Origin of the sequence: Streptomyces sp. NPDC088915, from assembly GCF_044749825.1 — a bacterium.
Classification (GTDB): Bacteria; Actinomycetota; Actinomycetes; order Streptomycetales; family Streptomycetaceae; genus Streptomyces.
The window spans coordinates 408,647-430,306 of record NZ_JBIVIR010000004.1 but is presented as its reverse complement, the minus strand read 5'-3'; the positions used below and the strand labels follow the sequence as shown (position 1 = coordinate 430,306).

Below are 21,660 nucleotides of genomic sequence, written 5' to 3'. Positions count from 1 at the left end.
ACCGATGTACGAACAGTGATTGAGGTCGAGATGCAGCAGAACCAGAACGCCCGGCGCTTCCGGGCGGCCGCCTTGGTGGCGCTTTTGTGCGGCGTGGCGGCCGCCGTCGTGAGTGTCGTGGGCGATGACGCGACGTTGCGTGCCGTCTGCGTGGGGATCACGGTCGTTCTGATCGCCGGAGCGGGTGCGGCATGGAAGGCCGCGGCCAGGTAACACCGAGGGGAGGCCGCCGGGCGCTCGGGCCGGGCTCTGGTCCGGCCCGCGCGCCGGAGCCGGGGCGATACCCCTGCCGACTCACGCGTCCGCCATCGAGGTGCGGCTGGTGCCGCCCCGGCCGACTCCGGTTCGGGGCCGGCGATTCCAGATCCGCCTTCGGTCTCCTGGGCCGGAAGCGGTACCGACCGCCCTTGCGGATCGGATGCAATCGTTCTCAGGCCTCCACCCGCGCTGAGACGACGCCCCTGTGCCGCACCTCGGCTGCGACTCGCGGAACCGTAGGCCCGTCAGCCGCGGTCCGCGCCGTACCGTTCCCGCCACTCCTCGATCGGGGCGGTCCTCTCGCGCTGCACGAATCCGTAGTAGTCCTGCAGCTCGTCGAGTCGACGCCCCACGATGCTCTCCTTGCCCGCGACTTCGGCCGAGAACGCGCAGGCCTGGATCGAGCGGTCCTCGTCGGTGTCGGTCACCTTGACCGCGTGCGGGGCGACGCCGTCCACGACCTTGGCCGGCTCCGGAGGATGCCAACGGCTGGAACAAGATGATGGACCACCACGTCATCAGTGTTCCCCCGACGGCCATCCCCGTCAGTGCTTCCGGCGCTCACAGGTGGGTTCGGTTCGCCCAGGACGGCTGGACGGAGTACCTCGCTGCCTGCTCGAACGACGATGACGGCGATTCCCGAAAACGAAACGTGACTGACATCGCGCCGGCCTGCCCCGCTGTTCGGCATCTCCGAGGTGGCTGCCTATCGAGTCGTCGCCCGCGTCGGGACGTTGTTGGCGCTCAAGCGACGACGACGCTTCCGCACCGGCACCGTGCTCATCGTCGACGGCACGCTCGTACCCACCCGCGACCACAGCACCGCCGAGCGGTCCGAGAACCGCAGGTACTCCACCAGTCACCGAGTGGTCATCGACGCAGACGCGCGGACGGTCGTTGTGGTCGGACGGCCGGTGCCATGTCATTGATGGAGGCGGTGGACGCCGTATGTGACGACGTTGTGGCACCAACTGGCGGCCTTGCCGAAGGCACAAGGCTGTTCACGGAGCCGTCCGTGCCCCTGCGTCCGGTCGATGCGTTCGGGAAGGGGCTTCTGCTCCCGTGCCGTCGGGGGTGGATCCGGAACGTGCGGGCCGAGCAGTCCCTGTCCGCGACCGCGTGGTCGGGCCGGGTGCGATGTCCGCCCGACCCCGGGCCGGCGACGCGGATGCGGGCGATGACGGCTTCGGTCGGGGCGCAGTCGTCGCGGTTCCCGGCAGTGATGAGGAAGGCCGGGGTCTGCCCCGGCCGTCGCAGACGAACGGGACCCGGACGGCCATCTGCTGGTGCTGTCGGCCCGTGGCCGGTTGAACTCCCGGTTTACCGATGACTGTGCCGGTCACCCCGTCGTACGAAGAGCCGGGCCGGGGCTTCCGCCGAATGGGTGGCCCCGGCCGGCGGCGTGTCTTCCCGGTCGTCCCCGTCTCACCCCCAGCGTTCGGACAGTTGGGCGAAGAACGCCTCCGGTGTCACCGCGTAGCCGCCCGGGCCGAGCACCGCGACCGGGTCGCCGTCGGCCAGTACGGTCGGCGTCGCCTCGACCCCGCCGCGTTCGAAGGCGGCGGAGACGGTGCGTGCCCAGGGCAGGTAGACGCCCCCGGACACCTTGCTCGCGAACGCCCCGGTGGCCAGCCCCGGCACTTCCCGGGCCAGCTTCAGCAGCGTCTCCTCGTCGGCGAAGCCGTCCTCCTGCTCGGGCGGCTGCTCGGCGTAGAGCAGCCTCAGGTAGAGCGCGAACGGCTCGCTCCCCTCGTCGAGCGCCGCCCCCAGCGCGGCCAGGGCGTGCAGCGACCCGCTGCCGCCGGCCTCGTCGTCGAGGAACGTCGCGAAGTGGTACTCGACCCGGAAGCGCCCGGCGTCGGCCGCCTCCCGGATCACCGTGCCCAGACCGTTCTCCATCCGCTTGCAGTACGGGCAGCGCGGGTCCAGGTACACGCCGAGCACGTGCGCGGCGTTCTCGTCGCCGTAGCGCACGACGGTGTTGCCGGGGCCCGAGGTGTGCGCGGGAACGGTCGTCGCCCCGCCGGGGGTGTCAGAGGTCATGCGGCCAGGCTGCGGCCACCGCGCCGCCCGCGCAAAAGGGGCGCCCCCGGCGTGCGGACGCGTGGCGGCTGCCGTACGGGTCACGCGCAGGGCCCGTACGCGGAGGTCGAGGGGCGTGGGGTGGGGGCGATCGGCCGGGGGAGAGGGGGCCCGGCGCGTGCGGACTCGGACACGGACCCGGGCACCGCTCCGGACGTGAACTCGGGCCCACCTGGCTGGAAACGATGTCCTGATTATGCCCGTTCTTTTCCGAAAGGACGGGTACGTGAGGCCGCACAGCAACCGAACCGGGTGAAGCGGAATTCATCGTTCCGCAGGGAAGGGGACGTCATGGCCGTACGCATCCTGAGGAAGAACGCCGTTCTCGCCGCGGCGCTGGTCTGCGCGGGTGCCACCGCTCTCGCCGGATGCGGGGACGGCGACTCCGACGAGGCCTTCGCCGGGCAGAGCGCCGACGCCATCGCGGCCGAGGCCGTGAAGGCGACCCGCGACGCCGACTCCGTGCGCATCACCGGCACGTCGCAGGCGCAGGGCGCGCCCGCGGTCGTGAAGACGGAGTTCCAGGTCGACGAGAAGGACAACTGTCTCGGGACGATGTCGATGAACGACGCGAAGGCCGACGTCCGGCAGGCCGGCCGGAACGTCTACGTCCGGGGCAACGAGCGGTTCTGGCAGAACGCCCTGCAGGGCCGGTCCGGCACGGACACGGCCGTCGACCGGCTCCAGGGCAAGTGGGTCAAGAGCGAGCCCGGCGACAAGTCCACCCAGGGCATGTGCGACAAGCAGACCCTCCTGGCCGCCCTGGACGGCGACAAGTCCGAGCGCGACGGCATGCGGCGCGGCGCCACCACGGAGGTCGACGGCAAGGACGCCCTGACCCTCACCAAGCAGGAGGCCGACGGCGAGAAGCTGACCCTTTACGTGGCCACCGAGGGCGATCCCTACCTCCTCAAGGCCGTCTCCGAGGGCGGCAAGCAGCCCAGCGAGACGCTGTTCAGCGACTACAACGAGAAGGTCGAGGTGGAGCAGCCGTCGGCCGGCGAGGTGGTCGACCCCAAGACCGTCACCGCGAACGGCTGACCGCAGATCGACGGTACGGCGTAAGCGCCGGCGACCGACGACGTCGAGGGGCTCGGTACGGCGGCCCCGCCGGCCGGTGGCTGCGGTGCCGGGAACCGGGACGCGACCAAGGCATCCTCCCCGGTCGGCCGGCCGACCGGCCGGCCGAGCAGATCACGGTCGAGGACAACGGCAAGGTGTGGAAGGCCGGGTGGGAGAGGGCGGGCCGCGCCCCGGGCGCCGGGGTCGACGCCGGCCACGGTCGTAAGGGACCCACGTGGGCCCTCGAAGGGACCGGCCGGGCCGCCCCCGGTGACAGGATGTCCGCCGGGGACCGATCGGCCGAGGACACGGGGGCACGCGTGGCACGTACCGTAATCGAGGCGTGGGACGACGTGCCGGGGGAGCGGCTGGAGTCGGCGCTCGGGCGCGGTCCGGCCGTGGAGCTGCGGCGCGCACTGCGGGCCCTGGCGCGCAAGGGCGCGGCGGCGACCGGGGAGGACTGCGACCCGCTGTTCGCATGCGTCGCACCGGGCACCGGACGTGTGACCCCCGTGGCGACCGCCGCGCTGCCGTTCGTCGTCGCCCTCGCTCGCGATCCGGGCATGGGCGCCCGGGTCACGCTGGTCCGACTGCTCACGGGCCTGTCCGCGGCGGCGGCCGACGCCGCGGAGGGGTGCGTGGACGCGGGGTGGCACGAGGAGTGGCGGCGCCGGCGGCCCGGGCTCCTGGCACTGCTCGCGGACCGGCTGCCCGAGGTGCGCAGGGAGGCCCTGCCGCTCGCGGAGGACGTCGGCGTACTGCTGGAGCGGTGGCACGCCGAGACGGACCCGGGGGTGCGGCTGTCCGTGCTGCTCGCGCTCGGAACCGCCGCGGCCGGCTCCGGCGAAACCGGGGCGGTGGAGCGGGTGCGGGGGGTCGTGAGCGAGGTGCTGCGGACCGGTGCTCCCGTCATGCGGGTCGCGGCCGTGCACGCCCGGGCCGCGTTCGCCCCCGGGCCGCCGGCCGGTGAACTGGACCTGCTGGTCGAGGTCCTGTCCCATCCGGCCGTGCGTCCGCGCTTCGAGGCGCTCTGGCACGTGCCGGACGTCGACGGCCCCCTCACCCGTGAGGACGTCCTGTCCCGGACGGTCGCGCTGTTCGAGGACGCGCCGCAGACGGCGCTCTCCTTCGTCGTCCGGCTCGTCGACGCGGCGCGCCGGACCGGGGACGGTCCGCTGTGCCGGGCCGCGCTGGACGAGGGATGGCGGCTGCTGGTGGCGATGCCGTCCGCGGCGTCCGCGCTGCTGCCGCGCGCGGGCGCACTGCTCGCCGACCCGGACGACGGCGTACGGTACCGGGCGGCCCATCTGCTCGCGGCGCTGGGCGCGCGGGCGGCTCCGTACGCCGACGAACTGGCCGCGCTGCTCGACGACCCGGGCGGGGACGAGTTCTTCGAGGGCACGGTGGGCGACCACGCCCGCTGGGCGCTGACCCGCGCGGGTGACCGGCGTGCCCTGCCGGAGCTGGTCGAGCGGTTGCACGCGCCGTACCGGGACGCGCACTCCCGTGCGTACTCCCACGGTGACCCGCGTCCGCCGGAGGTGGAGGACGTACTGGCTCCGCTGGGGGCGCACGCGGAGGTCCTCCTGCCCGAGGTCCGGCGACTGCTCCGCGAGGACGGCAAGGGCGGCGCGCTGACCTGCGCCTTCCTGTGCGTGCTCCAGGCGTGGGGGCCGGCCGCGGCGCCCGCGCTGCCGGAGGTGGTGGCCCTGCTGGACGACGCCCGGTACTCGCTGTACGCGGTCGACGCGCTGGTGGCGATGGGGCCGGCCGCGGCGTCCGCCGGGCCCGCCGTGCGCCGGTGCGCGGTCCTCGACCCGCCCCACAACCAGTACCGCCTGGCATGGGCGGCCTGGCGCCTCGGCGGCGACCGGGACGCGGCGCTGCGGCTGATCGGCGAGGCGGTCCTGGACGAGGAGGAGCCGCACACCGCCCCCGTCCACCTCCTCGGCGACTTCGGCCCGGCGGCCGCGCCCTACGCCGACCGGGTGCGGCAGCTCGTGCGGCACGGCGACGACTGGCTGCGGCCGCGGGCGGCGGTCGCGCTCTGGTCGATCACGGGCGAACCGGAACCGGGCGCGTCCGTCCTGGAGGAGGAACTCCCTCCCGTCGCCCACGGCGGCGACACCTACGGCGGCTTCCTCCACGCGCTGCGGGCCCTCGCCCGGATCGGCACCGTCTCCCCGGCGGCGCGGGCGGTCCTGCGCACGGTGCGGGGGTTCGACCGGCCGCTGTCGACGTACCGTGACTACCGGGCGATCCTCCAGGACGAAACGATCCGGTCCGCGATCGACGACGTCCTCGCCCTTCCTCTTCCCTGACGACGGGCTCGTCCGGCCGGTGCCGGGCAGGAGTACGACCCTCCCCGCCGGCGCGGACGTCCTCGTCGTCAAGGACCGCTTCGGCCCCGTACCGCACAAGGCTTCCGTCCCGTGGGAACCGTGAGCGGGACCGGACGGAAACGGCGCCCTCCCGCCGGGTACCGCGCTCCACCGGTTGCGGGAACCGTCCAGGGGCGCTCCGCTCGTCCATGGGGGACGCATGTGCGCGCGGGCGCTGGGAGGCGGCGGAGGACGAGCGGATCGGGCTCGCCGAGGTGCTGGCCGAGGCGGAGGACGCCGCGCCGGTGGCCTCCCTGGACGTCGTGGCGCGCAACCTCCGCGACCGGTTCGGCGCGCGGTACGTGTCGTTCCTGTTCCTCGACGTCGTCGGCCGGAAAGTGGTGCGGGTCACGGAGGAGGCCGGGACTCAGCAGGGGCGCCGGGCCGACCGGGTCCCGCCGGCCGGCAGCGTCTACGAGCAGGTCCTGCGCACCCAGAAACCGATCCGGGCCGGGGACGGGGGCGACGGGCAGCGGATCCTCGCCCCGGTCACCAACCGGGCGACGTCATCGGCGTCCTGGAGCTGTTCCTGCCCGAATCCACCGACGGCGTCCTGGAGCAGGCCGAAGAGGCCGCGCACGCGCCGGCGTACATCGGCGTCACCGACCGCGGTCGGTGACGCCGCCGGCGGCCACCTCCAGGACGACGCCACCGTCATCTGCCTGGACCGGTACGGCCCCCGCGCCGGAGGCCGCCACGCCCACGCGGGTGCGGACGCGTAAGGGCTCCCGCCCTCCTGCCGTCGCCGCGGCCGTCAGCCCAGCGAGAGCGGGATCCGTACGCCGGCCCCGGACAGGGCGGCGCTTTCCGCGGCGCTCGGTGCGCGGCGGCCGGTTCCCACGAGCAGCGCGTCCGTGTCGGACAGGACGGCCGGGAACGGCGCGCCGGCGATCCGCTCCAGGAGGGCGCGCGCGGCGGCCAGGCCCTCTGCGGGCGGTCGGGGTGCCCGGGGCAGGTGCGCGACCAGGTCCAGGTGGTGCAGCGTCCACTCCAGGACGTAGGCGGAGAGGTAGTCGGCGGCCGTGAGCACCTCGCCACGGGTGCCGACCCGCCCGCCGGGGTCGGCGAGCGCGGCCGCGCGGCCGGCGGCGGAGCCGACGTCGTCGAGGTGGAAGGTCAGCAGCCCCGGCTCCTCGTAGGCCGCGGCGAGCCGTACGGTCAGCGCGTCCAGCGGATCGTCGCCGGTCGGCGGCGTCCCGGAGACCTCCCAGTACGTCGCGGCGTCGCGCGTGGGAGGCGTGGCGGCGGGTGTCGCGAGGGTGATCAGGACGTCCTGGGCGTCGATGACGAGGTGGCACACCAGATCGCGCACGAGCCAGCCGGCGCAGCCCGAGGGCCGGGCGAAGTCCTCGTCGGCGAGACCGGCGACGGCCGCGCGCAGCGCGGTCCACGAACGTGAGAAGTCGTCCACGTGCCGCAGGCTACTCCGATGGGTGCGGACCGGCCGGGCCGCGCCCGCGGGCGGGACGACGCACGGCGTGATCGCATGGACGCGGCGCACCCCGCGACGGGCGGTCGCACCGGCCTGCGGCATCGCGGCCGTCCCGCTCTTCGCCGGCGCTTCCGCGCGCGTCGCCGACCCCCTCCGCCACGGTCCGCGTCCGTACGACCGGGCGCCCGACCGTAGGAGTGAACGGCTCCTGCGAGCGGGCCATCGGGCGACGGAAAGCGGGAACAGGCGGTGTACGGCTCCGGCGGGCACCGGGCGACCGGCGCCCGCCGGAGCCGTGCCGTCCCGACACCCGAACCGAAAGCGATCGCACATGAGCGACACCAGGCCCCTCGCCCTCGTCACCGGCGCCTCCAGCGGCATCGGCTTCGAGCTGGCCAGGCAGCTGGCCGAACGCGGCTACGACCTCGTCGTCAACGCCGAGGACGACGCACGGCTCCAGCAGGCGGCCCAGCAGGTCCGGGCGGCCGGGGCGCGGGTGGAGGTGGTCCGGGCCGACCTGCGCGACCCGGAGCAGACCGAACGCCTCTTCGCGGCGGCCACCGGCCTCGGCCGGCCGCTCGACGTCGTCGTCCTGAACGCCGGTGTCGGGCAGGGCGGGGCGTTCGTCGACACCGACCTGGCGGACGAGCTGGAGATCATCGACCTCAACGTCCGCTCCACCGTCCACCTGGCCAAGCTGACCCTCCGTGACATGGCCGCCCGCGACCGGGGCCGCGTCCTCGTCACCTCGTCCATCGCCTCGACGATGCCGGGCTCCTTCCAGGCCGTGTACAACGCGTCCAAGTCCTTCCTGCAGTCCTTCACGGAGGCCCTGCAGAACGAACTCGAGGACACGGCCGTCACCCTGACCTCCCTGATGCCCGGCCCGACCGAGACCGACTTCTTCCACCGCGCCGACATGGACGACACCAAGGTCGGACAGCAGGACAAGGACGATCCCGCCCAGGTCGCGCGGCAGGGCCTGGACGCCCTCTTCTCCGGCAAGGACAAGATCGTCGCGGGCTCGGTCAAGACCAAGGCGCAGGCCGCCGCCAACAAGGTGCTGCCCGACAGCCTGAAGGCGGAGGCCCACCGGAAGATGGCCGAACCCGGCTCCGGCGACGGGAAGTAGGAGCGGCCGGCGAAGGGCGGGGGCAGCCGCCCCGGACCGGCCGTTCCGGATCGGTCGCCCCGGATCGGTCGCCCCGGGGCGGTCGCTCCGGGGCGGTCCCTACTTCCCCGGGGCGCTGTCGTCCCGTCCGGCGCCGGGGCGGTCGTGGCGGTGGCGGGTGCCGGGGAGGAACTCCTGGACCTTGGCCTTGAGGCCCTGCTTGAGCACGGCGCCCCGGTCGCTGTCGCCCTGGAGGACGGCCGCGGCCGCCGCCTCGATCTGGTCCAGGGTCGCGTGCGGGGGGATCGGCGGTACGGCGGGGTCGGTGCGGAAGTCGATGACGAAGGGCCGGTCGGCGGCGAGGGCCCGGTCCCAGGCCGCCTCGACGTGCTTGGGCTTCTCGACCCGCACCCCGTCGAGACCGATGCTCCGGGCGATGTCGGCGTAGGGCAGGTCGGGGAGGTGCTGGGACTCCTCGAACTGCGGGGCGCCGGTCATGGCGCGCATCTCCCAGGTGACCTGGTTGAGGTCGCCGTTGTTGAGGACGGCCACGATCAGGCGCGGGTCGGACCACTCGTGGTGGTACTTCGCCGCCGTGACCATCTCCATCATGCCGTTCATCTGCATCGCGCCGTCGCCGACGATCGCGATCGCGGGCCGGTCGGGATGGGCGAACTTCGCGCCGATCGCGTACGGCACGCCGGGCCCCATCGTCGCCAGCGTGCCGGACAGCGAACCGCGCATGGAGCCGCGCAGCCGCAGGTGCCGGGCGTACCAGTTGGCGGCGGAGCCGGAGTCGGCGGTCAGGATCGCGTTGTCGGGCAGCCTGCCGTCCAGGGCGTGGACCACGTACTCGGGGTTGACCGGGTCGGCGTCCACGGCGGCGCGCCGCTGCATGACCTCCCACCAGCGGGCGACGTCGTCCTCGACCTTCTCCCGCCAGGTCCGGTCGGTCTTGCGGTGCAGGCGCGGCAGCAGCCGCTGGAGGGTCTCGCGCGCGTCGCCGACGAGGTTCACCTCGAAGGGGTAGCGCAGTCCGATCATGTGCGGGTCGCGGTCGATCTGCACCGCCCGCGCCTGGTCGAACTCCGGCAGGAACTGCGCGTACGGGAAGCTGGAGCCGATCACGAGCAGGGTGTCGCACTCCCGCATCAGCTCGTACGACGGCCGGGTGCCGAGCAGGCCGATGGAGCCGGTCACGTACGGCAGGTCGTCGGGCAGCGCGTCCTTGCCGAGCAGTGCCTTGGCCACTCCCGCCCCCAGGACGTCCGCGAGCCGTTCCACCTCGCCGCGCGCACCGCGCGCCCCCTGCCCGATGAGGACGGCGACCCTCTCGCCGGAGTTCAGGACCTCCGCCGCCCGTGCCACGTCCGCGTCCGCCGGCACCGGGGCGTAGTCGCTCATGCCCAGGCTGGAGGGGACCATCTTGAAGGCGTGCGTCGGCGGGCTGTAGTCCAGTTCCTGCACGTCGGCCGGGAGGATGACCGCGGTCACGGTGCGCCGGGCGTACGCGGTCCGCATCGCCCGGTCGATCAGGTTCGGCAGCTGCTCGGGGACCGTCGCGGTCTCGCAGAAGTCGGAGGCGACGTCCTTGTACAGGCTCTGCAGGTCCACCTCCTGCTGGTACGAGCCGCCCATCGCGCTGCGGTTGGTCTGCCCGACCAGCGCCACGACCGGGACGTGGTCCAGCTTGGCGTCGTACAGACCGTTGAGCAGGTGGATCGCCCCCGGTCCGGAGGTCGCCGCGCACACGCCCACCTTTCCGGAGAACTTCGCGTACCCGACCGCCTGGAAGGCGGCCATCTCCTCGTGCCGGGCCTGGACGAACTTCGGCCTGTTGTCCGCGCGCCCCCACGCGGCGAGCAGGCCGTTGATCCCGTCGCCGGCGTACGCGAAGACGTGCTCCACCCCCCACTCCCGCAGCCGTAGGAGGACGTGATCGGACACCTTCGTGCTGGTCATGGGGGTTCCGTTCCTGTTCTGGGCGGTTCTCGCCGGCGCGGCCGGACAGTCCATGGGTAACCCCCGACCCGCCGGGCGAAAACATCGCCGGCCGGCGGTCGCGGGTGGCGGGGAGGTTTCCCGCCCCTCCTCCGGTGTTACGCGTACAGGGCGGCGGGCGCGACGCGCACAGGGCGGCGGTCGTCGCGCGGAACCCGGACCGACCCTCGGGCCGGGGGAAGGAGCAGCGTGTCCCCACAGGAGAACGGCCCGGTCCTGGTGGCCGACGCGGGATCGTCGAGCCTGCGTCTGACCGTGTTCGGCGACGACGGCGAGGTGCTCGCCGAGCACCACGACGACACCCCGCCGGGGAAGGGGGCCCGGGACGCCCTGCGGCGCCTCCTCGACGAGGCGCCCGCCCCGGTGGCCGTCGGCCACCGCATCGTCCACGGCGGGCCGGAGCTGCGCGGCCACACCCCGGTCGACGACGGGGTCCGCGCCCGCCTGGACCGGGCGGCCGACCTCGCGCCGCTGCACGTCCCGCCGGCCCTGACGGTCCTGGACGCGGCACGGGACCTGCTGCCCGACGTCCCGCACGTCGCCTGCTTCGACACCGTCTTCCACGCCGGTCTGCCCGCCGCCGCACGGGAGTACGCGGTGCCCGAGGAGTGGCGCGAGGGGTACGGGCTGCGCCGCTACGGCTTCCACGGCCTGTCCTACGCCTGGGCCCTCGACCGGGCCGCCGAACTCCTCGGCCGCCCCGCCGACCGGCTCCACCTGGTGATCGCGCACCTCGGCGGCGGCTGTTCCGCCTGCGCCGTGCGGGAGGGGCGCAGCGTCGACACGACCATGGGGTTCACCCCGCTGGAGGGCCTGGTGATGAGCCACCGCAGCGGCAGCGTGGACCCCGGCGCCCTGACGTGGCTGCAGACCCGGCACGGCCTGACGGCCGACGCCGTCGAGGAGGCGCTGAACCACGAGTCCGGTCTGCTCGCCCTCTCCGGCACCTCGGACGACACGCGCGACCTCGTCCGCGCCCGGGCGGCGGGGGACGAGCGGGCCGCGCTGGCCCTGGACGTCTTCGCCCACCACTGCCGTCGCGGCATCGCGGCGACGGCCGCGTCCCTGGACCGGCTCGACGCCCTGGTCTTCACCGGCGAGATCGGCGAGGACCAGCCCGAAGTGCGCGAGGAGGTGTGCGCCCGGCTGTCCGTGCTCGGCCTCACCGGCGGTCTGCGGCCGCTCGTCGCCGAACGCCCCGAGATCGTCAGCGAGCCCGGTGCGCGGGTCCCGGTCCTGGTCGTGCCCACCGGAGAGGCCCGGCAGGTCGACCGCGAGACCCGGGCCCTCCTGGCCCGCCGCCGAGGGGGAGCGGCGGGTGCGCGGCGGACGCCCTGACGGCGGGCGTCAGCGCCGGGCCCGGCGGCGGGCGACGATCAGCCCCAGGGCGATCCCGGCGAGCAGGGTGACCGCGAGGACGGTCCACAGGGGGAGCGTGACCTCGGGGACCCACAGGCGGATGGTGACGGAGCGGGTGTTGGCGGCGATGAACCAGATGGCCAGGGCCGCCAGCAGGAGGAAGCCGATGGTGCGCAGCCGGACGTCCCGCCCCTTGACCGTCACGCTCGACGGCGGGTGCTCTTTCGCCGTTTCCTCTGCCATGCGATCGGTATCGGGTGGTCCGTCCGGTCGGGCCGTCCGAGTGCGGCGAGGACGCCGCCGCCGGTCTCAGGAGGACACGCGGTCCCGCAGGGCGGTCTGCCAGGCGGGGGAGGGCGGGGTGGGTTCGGTCTCGGGGCGGCGGCCGCCCTGCGCGAAGAAGTCGACCAGGGGCAGGAGGGCCGCGCCGACCGTGACGGCCTCGGGGCCGAGGGTGCCCAGGCCGATGCCGGTGCGGCTGGCCGGATACCTCAGGGCGTACTCCCGGGCGTAGCCGGTCACGGTCTCCAGGAAGCGGGCGCCGAGCTGGAGGCCGGCCCAGCCGCCGACGAGGATGCGCTCGGGCTGGAAGAGGTTGATCAGGTCGGCGAATCCGGCGCCGAGGAACTCGGCGGTCTCCTCCAGGACGGCGAGGGCGGTGGCGTCGGGGGCGGCGCCGGCCCCGGCCGGGTACGCGGCGGCGAGCATCGCCGTCAGGGCCGTCTCCTCGTCCGCGTCCTCCGGAGGCCGTCCGCCCGCCTCGCGCCAGCGCTCCAGGAGCGCTTCCGCGCCCGCGTACGCCTCCAGGCACCCCTGCGAGCCGCAGCGGCAGCGCCGGCCCCGTACCCGTACCGTCAAGTGCCCCCATTCGAGGGCCCGTCCGGGCCCCATGGGGTCGGTGACCACGCACGCCCCGACGCCCGAGCCGAAGAGGACCACGACGGCGCTGCGGGCGCCCCTGCCCGCGCCGAACCACATCTCGGCCTGGCCGAGGGTCTTGGCGCCGTTGTCGATCCAGTACGGCACCGAGGCGGGCAGCTCCACGTGCTCGCGCAGCAGCCGCTCCAGCGGGACGGCGTCCCAGCCGACCGTCTGACCGTGCACGACCGCGCCGTCCTCCGGGGTCCGGGCCACGATGCCGGGCACGCCGACGCCGACGCCGAGCAGACGCTCGGCGGGCACCTCCGCGGTCCGCAGCACCTCCGCGATGCCCTCCCGCAGGTGCGCCACGACGAGGTCGACGTCGTAGCGCGCGGTGCGCGGCCCCGAGCTGGCCAACGGGAGCTCGGTGCGGGCGAGTTCGGTGAGGGCGAGGTCGAACAGCTCGATCCTGATCCGGGTCTCGCCGATGTCGACGCCGATCATGAAGCCGCTGCCGGGGGAGATCCGGAGCAGGGTACGGGGGCGTCCGCCGGCCGAGTCGACGCTGCCGGCCTCCTCGACCAGGCCCTCCGCGACGAGCTCGGCGACCACGTTGCTGACCGAGCCGGAGCTGAGCCCGGTGGCGGGGCCCAGCGTGAGCCGGCTCATCGGTCCGTCGAAGTACAGCCTGCGCAGAACGGCGGTGCGGTTCTCGCGCCGCAGGTCACGCACCGTGCGGCCACTTCTCGCGTGCACTCTGGTCCCCGTCTCTCATGTCGTTCGTTTCAACATACCCGCAGTACAAGCCTTGACGCGACCTTCTCATGGGGTTTAACTCACATCCTAAATTAAGCCGATGTTACGGAGAGCGGTCCAGGAGCTCCCCGTGTCGGCCCTTCCCTCGTCCCCGAAAGGGCCCAGGAGCCATGCGCAGAATCAGAGCCGCTGTCACCGGTGCCGTCACGCTCTCCCTCGTCCTCACCGCCACCGCCTGCGGCGGGGGAGAAGACAGCGGATCGTCCCCGAAGACCCTCACCTACTGGGCCTCCAACCAGGGCGCCAGCATCGAGGTGGACAAGAAGGTCCTCCAGCCCGAGCTCGACCAGTTCGAGAAGGAGACCGGCATCAAGGTCAAGCTGGAGGTCGTGCCCTGGAGCGACCTGCTCAACCGGATCCTCACCGCGACCACCTCCGGCCAGGGCCCCGACGTCCTCAACATCGGCAACACCTGGAGCGCCTCCCTCCAGTCCACCGGGGCCCTCCTGCCCTGGGACGAGAAGAACTTCGGGGCCATCGGCGGCAAGGACCGCTTCGTGGACTCCGCGCTCGGCTCCACCGGCGTCTCCGGCCAGGACCCGGCCGCCGTCCCGCTCTACTCCATGGCCTACGCGCTCTACTACAACAAGCAGCTCTTCAAGGAGGCGGGCATAGCCAAGCCGCCGACCACCTGGGACGAGGTGGCCGAGGCCGGCAAGAAGCTCGACGCGAAGGGCAAGAACGGCATCGGCGTCGAGGGCTCCAACCTCTCCAACAACATCCACCAGGTCTTCGTCCTCGGCAAGCAGCACGGGGCCGACTTCTTCACCGCCGACGGGAAGCCCGACTTCACCTCCGACGGCGCCGTCGCCGCCGTCAAGCAGTACGTCGACCTCATGGCCGCCCAGAAGATCGTGGCCCCCGGCAACGCCGAGTACGCCCAGAACCAGTCCCTCAGCGACTTCGCCAAGAACAAGACCGGCATGGTCCTGTGGCAGACCCCGTCGCAGACCTTCTCCGCGCAGGGCATGGGCCCCGACGAGTGGGGCGTCGCCCCCGCCCCCGTCCCGTCCGGCAAGCCCGGCCAGGGCAAGCAGACCAACTCGATGGTCGCCGGCATCAACCTCGCCGTCTTCAAGAACACCAAGAACCTCGACGGCGCGCTGAAGTTCGTGAAGTACCTGACGAGCGACGAGGAGCAGATCGCCCTCAACAAGGCGTACGGCTCGGTCCCGCCGGTCAAGAGCGCCCAGCAGGACGCCGCGTTCTCCGACCCCTCGCTCACCGTCATCCGCGACACCCTCGCCACCAGCGCCGCCGCCCTGCCGCAGGTCCCCGAGGAGTCCCAGTTCGAGACCGTCGTCGGCACCGCGGTCAAGGAGCTCTTCGCCGACGCCGCCGCCGGCCGTCCGGTCACCACCGAGTCCGTCCGGGCCAAGCTCGAAAAGGCCCAGCAGCAGATGCCCAAGAAGTAGGCCGCACCCACCATGACCGAAACCGTCGTCACTCCTCCGAGTGAGCGGACGGTGCGCAAGGCCGCACCCGGAGAGGCGCGCACCCCGCGCCGCTCCGGGCGCCGCCGCATCGCACTGCCGTACCTGCTGCTCCTGCCCGCCCTGCTCCTCGAACTCCTCGTCCACCTCGTGCCGATGCTCATGGGCATCACCATGAGCTTCCGCGAGCTCACCCAGTTCTACGTCCGGAACTGGTCCGAGGCCCCCTGGTCCGGGTTCGACAACTACGCCGTCTCGATCGACTTCGACGCCCCCGTCGGACAGGCGCTCCTCAAGTCCTTCCTGACGACCTGTCTGTTCACCCTCCTCTCCGTCGGACTGTGCTGGCTCCTGGGGACGGCCGCCGCCGTCTTCCTCCAGGAGAACTTCCGCGGCCGGGGCTTCCTGCGGACCCTCTTCCTCGTCCCGTACGCCCTGCCGGTCTACGCCGCCGTCATCACCTGGGCGTTCATGTTCCAGCGCGACAACGGCCTGGTGAACCACGTCCTGCACGACCAGCTCGGCATCGGCGACAGCCCCGCCTTCTGGCTCATCGGGGACAACAGCTTCTGGGCCCTGCTGATCGTCTCCGTCTGGAAGGGCTGGCCCTTCGCCTTCCTCACCGTCATGGCGGGACTGCAGAACATCCCCCGGGACATGTACGAGGCCGCCGCCCTCGACGGCGCCGGCGTGTGGAAGCAGATCCGGCACATCACCCTGCCGTCCCTGCGCTCCGTCAACCAGGTCCTCGTCCTCGTCCTGTTCCTGTGGACGTTCAACGACTTCAACACGCCGTTCGTGCTCTTCGGCAAGGCGGCCCCCGAAGCCGCCGACCTGATCTCGCTCCACATCTACCAGTCGTCCTTCCAGACGTGGAACTTCGGCACCGGCTCGGCCATGTCCGTGCTGCTCCTGCTCTTCCTCCTCGTCGTCACGGGCGTCTACCTCCTGCTCACCACCCGCGGAAGGAAGACCTCCGATGTCTGAGCACGCAGCCCGGCGCACGGCTCCCCGGTCGCCCATGGCGGCGCCCCGCTCGTTCCTGTGGACCCGGCGGATCTTCCTCACCCTGCTCACCGCGTTCGTGGTGCTGCCGGTGTACGTGATGGTCTCCAGCTCCCTGAAGCCCCTCAAGGACGTCTCGGGGAAGTTCGAGTGGTTCCCCACCGGGCTCACGCTCCGCCCGTACGTCGACATCTGGGAGACGGTCCCGCTCGCGGACTACTTCGTGAACTCGATCGTCGTCGCGGGCGCGGCCACGGTGCTCTCGGTGATCGTCGCGATCTTCGCCGCGTACGCCGTCAGCCGCTACTCCTTCCGCGGCAAGCGGGTCTTCACGGTGACGGTCCTCTCGACGCAGATGTTCCCCGGCATCCTCTTCCTGCTGCCGCTCTTCCTCATCTACGTCAACCTCGGCAACGCCACCGGCATCGCGCTCTTCGGCTCGCGCGAGGGCCTGATCCTCACCTACCTGACCTTCTCGCTGCCGTTCTCCATCTGGATGCTGACCGGCTACTTCGACTCGATCCCGCGCGAGCTGGACGAGGCGGCCAAGGTCGACGGCTGCGGGCCGATCAAGGCGCTGTTCCGCGTGATCATCCCGGCCGCGACGCCCGGCATCGTCGCCGTCGCGATCTACGCCTTCATGACGGCCTGGGGCGAGGTCCTCTTCGCCTCCGTCATGACCACCGACTCCACCCGCACCCTCGCCGTCGGCCTCCAGGGCTACGCCACCCTGAACGACGTCTACTGGAACCAGGTGATGGCCGCCTCCCTGGTGGTGAGCGTCCCCGTCGTCGTCGGCTTCCTGCTCCTCCAGCGCTACCTCGTCGCCGGCCTCACCGCGGGTGCGGTCAAGTGACGTCCTCCTCCCCACCGACCACGAAGAGGTTCTCCGTGTCCGAATCCACCGGCCCCCGCCCCGCGCTCGACCTGGAGGCCTTCCCGCCGTCCTTCGCCTGGGGCACGGCGACCTCCGCCTACCAGATCGAGGGCGCCGTCGCCGAGGACGGGCGGGCCCCCTCCATCTGGGACACCTTCTCCCGGGTCCCCGGTGCGATCGACAACGGCGACCACGGCGACACCGCATGCGACCACTACCACCGCTGGCGCGAGGACATCGCCCTGATGAAGGAGCTGGGCACCGACGCCTACCGGCTCTCCGTCGCCTGGCCCCGCGTGGTCCCCGGCGGCGACGGGCCCGTCAACAAGGCCGGGCTCGACTTCTACGACCGGCTCGTCGACGGCCTCCTCGACGCCGGCATCACCCCCTCCGTCACCCTCTACCACTGGGACCTGCCGCAGGCCCTCCAGGACCGGGGCGGCTGGACCGTCCGCGAGACCGCCGAGCACCTCGCCGCCTACACCACCGCCGTCGCCGAGCGCCTCGGCGACCGCGTCACCCGCTGGGCCACCCTCAACGAGCCGCTCTGCTCGGGCTGGATCGGTCACCTGGAGGGCCGGATGGCCCCGGGCCTCACCGACCTCACGGCCGCCGTCCGCGCCTCGTACCACCTGCTGCTCGGCCACGGCCTCGCCACCCAGGCCCTGCGCGCCGCCGCCCCCGGCGCCCGGATCGGCCTGGTCACCAACCACTCCACCGTCGCGCCCGCCTCCGACCGGCCCGAGGACCTCGCCGCCGCGGCCCGCATGGACGGCCACACCAACCGCTGGTGGCTCGACCCGGTCTACGGCCGCGGCTTCCCGGCCGACATGCGCGAGCTGTACGGGGTCGAACTCCCCGAGGAGCCGGGCGACGCGGAGCTCATCGCCGCCCCGCTCGACTGGCACGGCCTCAACTACTACTTCCCGGTCACCGTCGCCGACGACCCCGAGGGACCCGTCCCGCACGCCCGCGAAGTGCGCCTGCCCGACGTGCCCCGCAGCGGCATGGACTGGCAGATCGACGCCGGCGGCCTGGAGGCCCTCCTGCTGCGGCTCACCGAGGACTACGGCGTGCGCGAGCTGTACGTCACCGAGAACGGCTCGGCCTTCCCCGACACCGTCGGCCCCGACGGCGCCGTCCACGACCCGGAGCGCACCGGCTACCTGGAGGAGCACCTCGCGGCCTGCGCCCGCGCCGTCCGCAAGGGCGTCCCGCTCGCCGGGTACTACGCCTGGTCCCTGCTCGACAACTTCGAGTGGGCCTACGGCTACGACAAGCGCTTCGGACTCGTCCACGTCGACTACGCCACGCAGAAGCGGACCGTGAAGACGAGCGGCCGCCGGTACGCGGACGTCATCCGCGCCCACCGGGAGGCGACCGCCGGCTGAACCGGCACTCCGTCACCGGCCTCCGGAGGGCCGCCCCGAGACCGCTCGGGCGCCCTCCGGAGGCCGACGCACGCCCTCCTCCCCGGGGGAGGCCCCCGGCCCGGAGGGGCGACGGGGCCGGTCAGGCGGACTCGCGCACGACGAGGGACGGCGCGAACACCTTCGAGGCGGGCCCGGACCGGACGCCCTCCAGCTCCTCGACCAGGAGCCCGGCCATCGCGGCCGCCATGCGCTCCACCGGCTGGCGCACGGTGGTCAGCCGGGGCCGGGCCCTGCGCGCGGCCGCCGAGTCGTCGAAGCCCACCACGGCCACCGCGCCCGGGACGTCCACGCCCCGCTCGCGCAGGTACTGGCAGGCGCCCTGGGCCATCAGGTCGTTCGCGGCGAACACCGCGTCGACGTCCGGGTGCTCCCGCAGCAGCTCGGCCATGGCGCGCCGGCCGCTGTCGACCGTGAACCGGCCCCGCACGACGGGCACGTCCGTCACGCCGCGGGCGGCCAGCGCCCGGCGGAAGCCGTCCAGGCGCGCGCCCGCCGCGGGGGCGGTGACCGGCGCGGCGATGGTCGCGGGGCGCCGCCGCCCGGTGGCCCACAGGTGCTCGGCCGCCAGCCGCGCCCCGGCGGCGTTGTCGAGGTCGACGAAGCCGTACCGCTCGCCGTCGCGGGGCCGGCCGAAGAGGACGGTGGGGAGGCCCGCCGCCACCAGCATCTCCGGCAGCGGGTCCTCGTCGTCGATCGGCACCACGAGGGCCCCGTCGGCGCCTCCCTGCCGCAGGTACTCCACGAGCTGGGCCCTGGCCTGCTCCGACTCGGAGACGAGCAGCACCGGCTGGATCGCGCGCTCGCGCAGCACGGGCAGGACGCCGTCCACGATGCGCCCGAAGAACGGGTCGGAGAAGACCCGGGCGGCGAAGGCCCCGTCCCGCGCGGAGAGCACGAGGGCCACGGCCCCGGTCCGCCGCGTCACCAGGGAACGGGCGGCCTGGTTCGGCGTGTAGCCGGTGCGGGCGATGGCGTCGCGCACGCTGCGCTGGATGTCGGGGGCCACGTTCCGCACCCCGTTGACGACGCGGGACACCGTGGCGCGCGAGACCCCCGCCTCACGTGCGACGTCTTCCAGAGTCGGTGCTCGATTCCCCACCTCCGCACTTTAACGGTGTCGCGCGTCCGGTGGGGGAACGGTCCGGGTCCGGCCAGAACCCATAGGTGTCGTGACTTAATGAAAGCCAAAAGAAAAGTCGTGTCACACGCCTTGACCGTCCACGGGCCCTGCATGCAAGGTTTCGGAGAGCGCTCTCCCACGTTTCCCCCATGTATCCCAGAGGAGACCCATGTCCTCCGTCGGGTCCCCGCCGGTCCTCCGGCGTCCCGCCCCCACCGTCCGACGGGCCACCGTCGGCGCCCTCGTCGCGTCCCTGGCCGGCGGCCTGCTCGCCCTCGGTCCCGCCACGACGGCCCAAGCGGCCCCCACCCTGCTCTCCCAGGGGAAGACCGCCACCGCCTCCTCGACCGAGGGCGCCGCCTACGCCGCGTCCGCCGCCGTCGACGGGAACCTCACCGGCACCCGCTGGGCCAGCCAGTGGAGCGACAACCAGTGGCTCCAGGTCGACCTCGGCCGCAGCGCCACGCTCAGCAGCGCCACGCTCACCTGGGAAGGCGCCTACGGCAAGGGCTACCAGATCCAGGCCTCCGAGAACGGCACCGACTGGCGGACCGTCGCCACCGTCACCGCCGGCGACGGCGGCACCGACGAGGTCTCCCTCTCCGGCACCGGCCGCTACGTCCGCATGAACGGCCAGACCCGCGCCACCGGATACGGCTTCTCCCTCTGGGAGTTCCAGGTGTACGGCACCACCGACGGCACCGGCCCCACCCTCCCCGGCGGCGGCGACCTCGGCCCCAACGTGCACGTCTTCGACCCCTCCACCCCCGGCATCCAGGCCAAGCTGGACCAGGTCTTCCAACAGCAGGAGTCGGCCCAGTTCGGCAACGGCCGGCACGCCTTCCTCTTCAAGCCCGGCACGTACAACGGCCTCAACGCCCAGATCGGCTTCTACACCCAGATCGCCGGCCTCGGTCTGCGCCCCGGCGACACCACCATCAACGGCGACGTGACCGTCGACGCCGGCTGGTTCAACGGCAACGCCACCCAGAACTTCTGGCGCGGCGCCGAGGGCCTGACCCTCAACCCGGTCAGCGGCACCGACCGCTGGGCCGTCTCCCAGGCCTCCTCCTTCCGCCGCATGCACGTCAAGGGCGGCCTCAACCTCGCCCCGAACGGCTACGGCTGGGCCAGCGGCGGCTACATCGCCGACTCCAAGGTCGACGGCCAGATCGGCAACTACTCGCAGCAGCAGTGGTACACCCGGGACAGCTCCATCGGCGGCTGGTCCAACAGCGTCTGGAACCAGACGTTCTCGGGCGTCGAGGGCGCCCCGGCGACCTCCTTCCCGGAGCCGCGCTACACCACGCTCGACACCACCCCGGTCTCCCGCGAGAAGCCCTACCTGTACCTCGACGGCAACGAGTACAAGGTCTTCGCGCCCGCCAAGCGCGTGAACGCCCGCGGCACCACCTGGGCCAACGGCACCCCGCAGGGCACGTCCGTTCCGCTCAGCCAGTTCTACGTGGTCAAGCCGGGCGCCACCGCCGCCACCATCAACCAGGCGCTCGCCCAGGGCCTGCACCTGCTCTTCACCCCGGGCGTCTACCACGTCGACCAGACCATCAACGTGAACCGCGCCGACACCATCGTGCTCGGCCTCGGCCTCGCCACGATCATCCCGGACAACGGCGTCACCGCGATGAGGGTCGCCGACGTCGACGGCGTCCGGCTCGCCGGCTTCCTGATCGACGCCGGTCCGGTCAACTCCCCGACCCTCCTGGAGGTCGGCCCGCAGAACGCCTCCGCGGACCACGCCGCCAACCCCACCACCGTGCAGGACGTCTACGTCCGCGTCGGCGGCGCCGGCGCCGGCAAGGCCACCACCAGCGTGGTCGTGAACAGCGACGACGCGATCATCGACCACACCTGGATCTGGCGCGCCGACCACGGCGAGGGCGTCGGCTGGGAGACCAACCGCGCCGACTACGGCGTCCGCGTCAACGGCGACGACGTGCTCGCCACCGGCCTGTTCGTCGAGCACTTCAACAAGTACGACGTCGAGTGGTACGGCGAGCGCGGCCGCACGATCTTCTACCAGAACGAGAAGGCGTACGACGCCCCCAACCAGGCCGCCATCCAGAACGGCACCACGAAGGGCTACGCCGCCTACCGGGTCGACGACTCCGTGAACACCCACGAGGCCTGGGGCCTCGGCAGCTACTGCAACTACAACGTCGACCCGAACATCCGCCAGGACCACGGCTTCAAGGCACCCGTCAAGCCGGGCGTGAAGTTCCACAGCCTCCTGGTGGTCTCCCTCGGCGGCATGGGCCACTACAACCACGTCATCAACGACACCGGCGCCTCCACGGTCCCGGCCGGCACCTCCACCGTGCCCTCGACCGTCGTCTCCTTCCCCTGACGGTCCCGCCGGGACGCGCCCGACCGGCGCGTCCCGGCCCTCCCCACTCCTTCCGGGCGGCGTC

The 21,660-nt window shown here is 72.9% G+C and carries 17 protein-coding genes and 2 pseudogenes; 12 read left to right on the top strand and 7 right to left on the bottom strand.

Annotated features, from left to right (window positions below; all coding sequences use genetic code 11):
• Positions 1-30: 30 nt before the first annotated feature.
• Positions 31-213, top strand: coding sequence for a hypothetical protein (locus ACIP5O_RS10290; protein WP_401290926.1), 183 nt, complete (start codon positions 31-33; stop codon positions 211-213).
• Between the two features lie 290 nt (positions 214-503).
• Here the strand turns inward: ACIP5O_RS10290 and ACIP5O_RS10285 are convergent, their stop codons facing one another.
• Complete coding sequence (locus ACIP5O_RS10285) at positions 504-716, bottom strand: hypothetical protein (RefSeq protein WP_401290924.1); 213 nt, start codon at positions 714-716, stop codon at positions 504-506.
• A gap of 198 nt (positions 717-914) precedes the next feature.
• On the opposite strand from ACIP5O_RS10285, the pseudogene ACIP5O_RS10280 reads away from it, so the two are divergent.
• Positions 915-1,175: pseudogene (locus ACIP5O_RS10280) on the top strand (IS5/IS1182 family transposase); the annotation flags it as partial.
• A gap of 508 nt (positions 1,176-1,683) precedes the next feature.
• Here ACIP5O_RS10280 and ACIP5O_RS10275 read toward each other — a convergent pair.
• Positions 1,684-2,301 carry a thioredoxin domain-containing protein gene (locus ACIP5O_RS10275; protein ID WP_401290922.1) on the bottom strand — a complete coding sequence of 206 codons (618 nt, stop codon included), beginning with the start codon at positions 2,299-2,301 and terminating at the stop codon, positions 1,684-1,686.
• Positions 2,302-2,631: 330 nt separating this feature from the next.
• Here ACIP5O_RS10275 and ACIP5O_RS10270 point away from each other — a divergent pair, with 330 nt between their 5' ends.
• The 3 genes and pseudogenes from ACIP5O_RS10270 to ACIP5O_RS10260 all read left to right on the top strand — a co-directional run.
• Positions 2,632-3,381 (top strand): hypothetical protein, encoded by a 750-nt coding sequence (locus tag ACIP5O_RS10270; protein ID WP_401290919.1) that lies wholly within the window; start codon positions 2,632-2,634, stop codon positions 3,379-3,381.
• Positions 3,382-3,722: 341 nt separating this feature from the next.
• Positions 3,723-5,723, top strand: coding sequence for a hypothetical protein (locus tag ACIP5O_RS10265; protein ID WP_401290916.1), 2,001 nt, complete (start codon positions 3,723-3,725; stop codon positions 5,721-5,723).
• A 209-nt stretch (positions 5,724-5,932) separates the two neighbouring features.
• Positions 5,933-6,393, top strand: a pseudogene (locus tag ACIP5O_RS10260) (GAF domain-containing protein); the annotation flags it as partial.
• 144 nt (positions 6,394-6,537) lie between these two features.
• On the opposite strand, the gene ACIP5O_RS10255 reads toward ACIP5O_RS10260, so the two are convergent.
• Positions 6,538-7,194 (bottom strand): maleylpyruvate isomerase N-terminal domain-containing protein, encoded by a 657-nt coding sequence (locus ACIP5O_RS10255; RefSeq protein WP_401290913.1) that lies wholly within the window; start codon positions 7,192-7,194, stop codon positions 6,538-6,540.
• A 352-nt stretch (positions 7,195-7,546) separates the two neighbouring features.
• Here ACIP5O_RS10255 and ACIP5O_RS10250 point away from each other — a divergent pair, with 352 nt between their 5' ends.
• Positions 7,547-8,347, top strand: coding sequence for an SDR family NAD(P)-dependent oxidoreductase (locus ACIP5O_RS10250; protein ID WP_401290911.1), 801 nt, complete (start codon positions 7,547-7,549; stop codon positions 8,345-8,347).
• A gap of 99 nt (positions 8,348-8,446) precedes the next feature.
• Here the strand turns inward: ACIP5O_RS10250 and ACIP5O_RS10245 are convergent, their stop codons facing one another.
• Complete coding sequence (locus ACIP5O_RS10245) at positions 8,447-10,288, bottom strand: thiamine pyrophosphate-requiring protein (protein ID WP_401290908.1); 1,842 nt, start codon at positions 10,286-10,288, stop codon at positions 8,447-8,449.
• 228 nt (positions 10,289-10,516) lie between these two features.
• On the opposite strand from ACIP5O_RS10245, the gene ACIP5O_RS10240 reads away from it, so the two are divergent.
• Complete coding sequence (locus ACIP5O_RS10240) at positions 10,517-11,665, top strand: acetate/propionate family kinase (protein WP_401290905.1); 1,149 nt, start codon at positions 10,517-10,519, stop codon at positions 11,663-11,665.
• 9 nt (positions 11,666-11,674) lie between these two features.
• Here ACIP5O_RS10240 and ACIP5O_RS10235 read toward each other — a convergent pair whose 3' ends face one another.
• Positions 11,675-11,929, bottom strand: a complete 255-nt coding sequence (locus ACIP5O_RS10235; protein ID WP_401290903.1) for a LapA family protein — start codon at positions 11,927-11,929, stop codon at positions 11,675-11,677.
• A gap of 66 nt (positions 11,930-11,995) precedes the next feature.
• Entirely contained in the window at positions 11,996-13,303 is a 1,308-nt protein-coding gene (locus ACIP5O_RS10230) for an ROK family protein (protein WP_401290901.1), read from the bottom strand.
• Between the two features lie 170 nt (positions 13,304-13,473).
• Here ACIP5O_RS10230 and ACIP5O_RS10225 point away from each other — a divergent pair, with 170 nt between their 5' ends.
• Genes ACIP5O_RS10225 through ACIP5O_RS10210 form a run of 4 tightly spaced genes read left to right on the top strand, consistent with a single transcriptional unit; the run spans position 13,474 to position 18,069 of the window.
• On the top strand, positions 13,474-14,778 hold the full coding sequence (locus ACIP5O_RS10225) for an ABC transporter substrate-binding protein (RefSeq protein ID WP_401290898.1): 1,305 nt from the start codon (positions 13,474-13,476) through the stop codon (positions 14,776-14,778).
• Positions 14,779-14,790: 12 nt separating this feature from the next.
• Positions 14,791-15,783: a sugar ABC transporter permease gene (locus ACIP5O_RS10220; protein WP_365549349.1), complete on the top strand. Its 993-nt coding sequence runs from the start codon at positions 14,791-14,793 to the stop codon at positions 15,781-15,783.
• A 34-nt stretch (positions 15,784-15,817) separates the two neighbouring features.
• Positions 15,818-16,657, top strand: coding sequence for a carbohydrate ABC transporter permease (locus ACIP5O_RS10215; protein ID WP_401291001.1), 840 nt, complete (start codon positions 15,818-15,820; stop codon positions 16,655-16,657).
• A gap of 35 nt (positions 16,658-16,692) precedes the next feature.
• Positions 16,693-18,069, top strand: a complete 1,377-nt coding sequence (locus tag ACIP5O_RS10210; RefSeq protein WP_401290894.1) for a GH1 family beta-glucosidase — start codon at positions 16,693-16,695, stop codon at positions 18,067-18,069.
• A 121-nt stretch (positions 18,070-18,190) separates the two neighbouring features.
• On the opposite strand, the gene ACIP5O_RS10205 is transcribed toward ACIP5O_RS10210, so the two are convergent.
• Complete coding sequence (locus ACIP5O_RS10205; protein ID WP_401290893.1) at positions 18,191-19,210, bottom strand: LacI family DNA-binding transcriptional regulator; 1,020 nt, start codon at positions 19,208-19,210, stop codon at positions 18,191-18,193.
• 190 nt (positions 19,211-19,400) lie between these two features.
• Here ACIP5O_RS10205 and ACIP5O_RS10200 point away from each other — a divergent pair, with 190 nt between their 5' ends.
• The gene (locus tag ACIP5O_RS10200; protein WP_401290891.1) at positions 19,401-21,596 is read left to right on the top strand and encodes a discoidin domain-containing protein; all 2,196 of its coding nucleotides are present in this window, start codon (positions 19,401-19,403) and stop codon (positions 21,594-21,596) included.
• Positions 21,597-21,660 lie beyond the last annotated feature (64 nt).

Bases quoted from the DNA above. Each gene is read 5' to 3' on its own strand.
- ACIP5O_RS10290 (WP_401290926.1), top strand. From the start codon at position 31: ATGCAGCAGAACCAGAACGCCCGGCGCTTCCGGGCGGCCGCCTTGGTG.
- ACIP5O_RS10275 (WP_401290922.1), bottom strand. From the start codon at position 2,301: ATGACCTCTGACACCCCCGGCGGGGCGACGACCGTTCCCGCGCACACC.
- ACIP5O_RS10270 (WP_401290919.1), top strand. From the start codon at position 2,632: ATGGCCGTACGCATCCTGAGGAAGAACGCCGTTCTCGCCGCGGCGCTG.
- ACIP5O_RS10250 (WP_401290911.1), top strand. From the start codon at position 7,547: ATGAGCGACACCAGGCCCCTCGCCCTCGTCACCGGCGCCTCCAGCGGC.
- ACIP5O_RS10245 (WP_401290908.1), bottom strand. From the start codon at position 10,288: ATGACCAGCACGAAGGTGTCCGATCACGTCCTCCTACGGCTGCGGGAG.
- ACIP5O_RS10235 (WP_401290903.1), bottom strand. From the start codon at position 11,929: ATGGCAGAGGAAACGGCGAAAGAGCACCCGCCGTCGAGCGTGACGGTC.
- ACIP5O_RS10225 (WP_401290898.1), top strand. From the start codon at position 13,474: ATGCGCAGAATCAGAGCCGCTGTCACCGGTGCCGTCACGCTCTCCCTC.
- ACIP5O_RS10220 (WP_365549349.1), top strand. From the start codon at position 14,791: ATGACCGAAACCGTCGTCACTCCTCCGAGTGAGCGGACGGTGCGCAAG.
- ACIP5O_RS10215 (WP_401291001.1), top strand. From the start codon at position 15,818: ATGGCGGCGCCCCGCTCGTTCCTGTGGACCCGGCGGATCTTCCTCACC.
- ACIP5O_RS10200 (WP_401290891.1), top strand. From the start codon at position 19,401: ATGTCCTCCGTCGGGTCCCCGCCGGTCCTCCGGCGTCCCGCCCCCACC.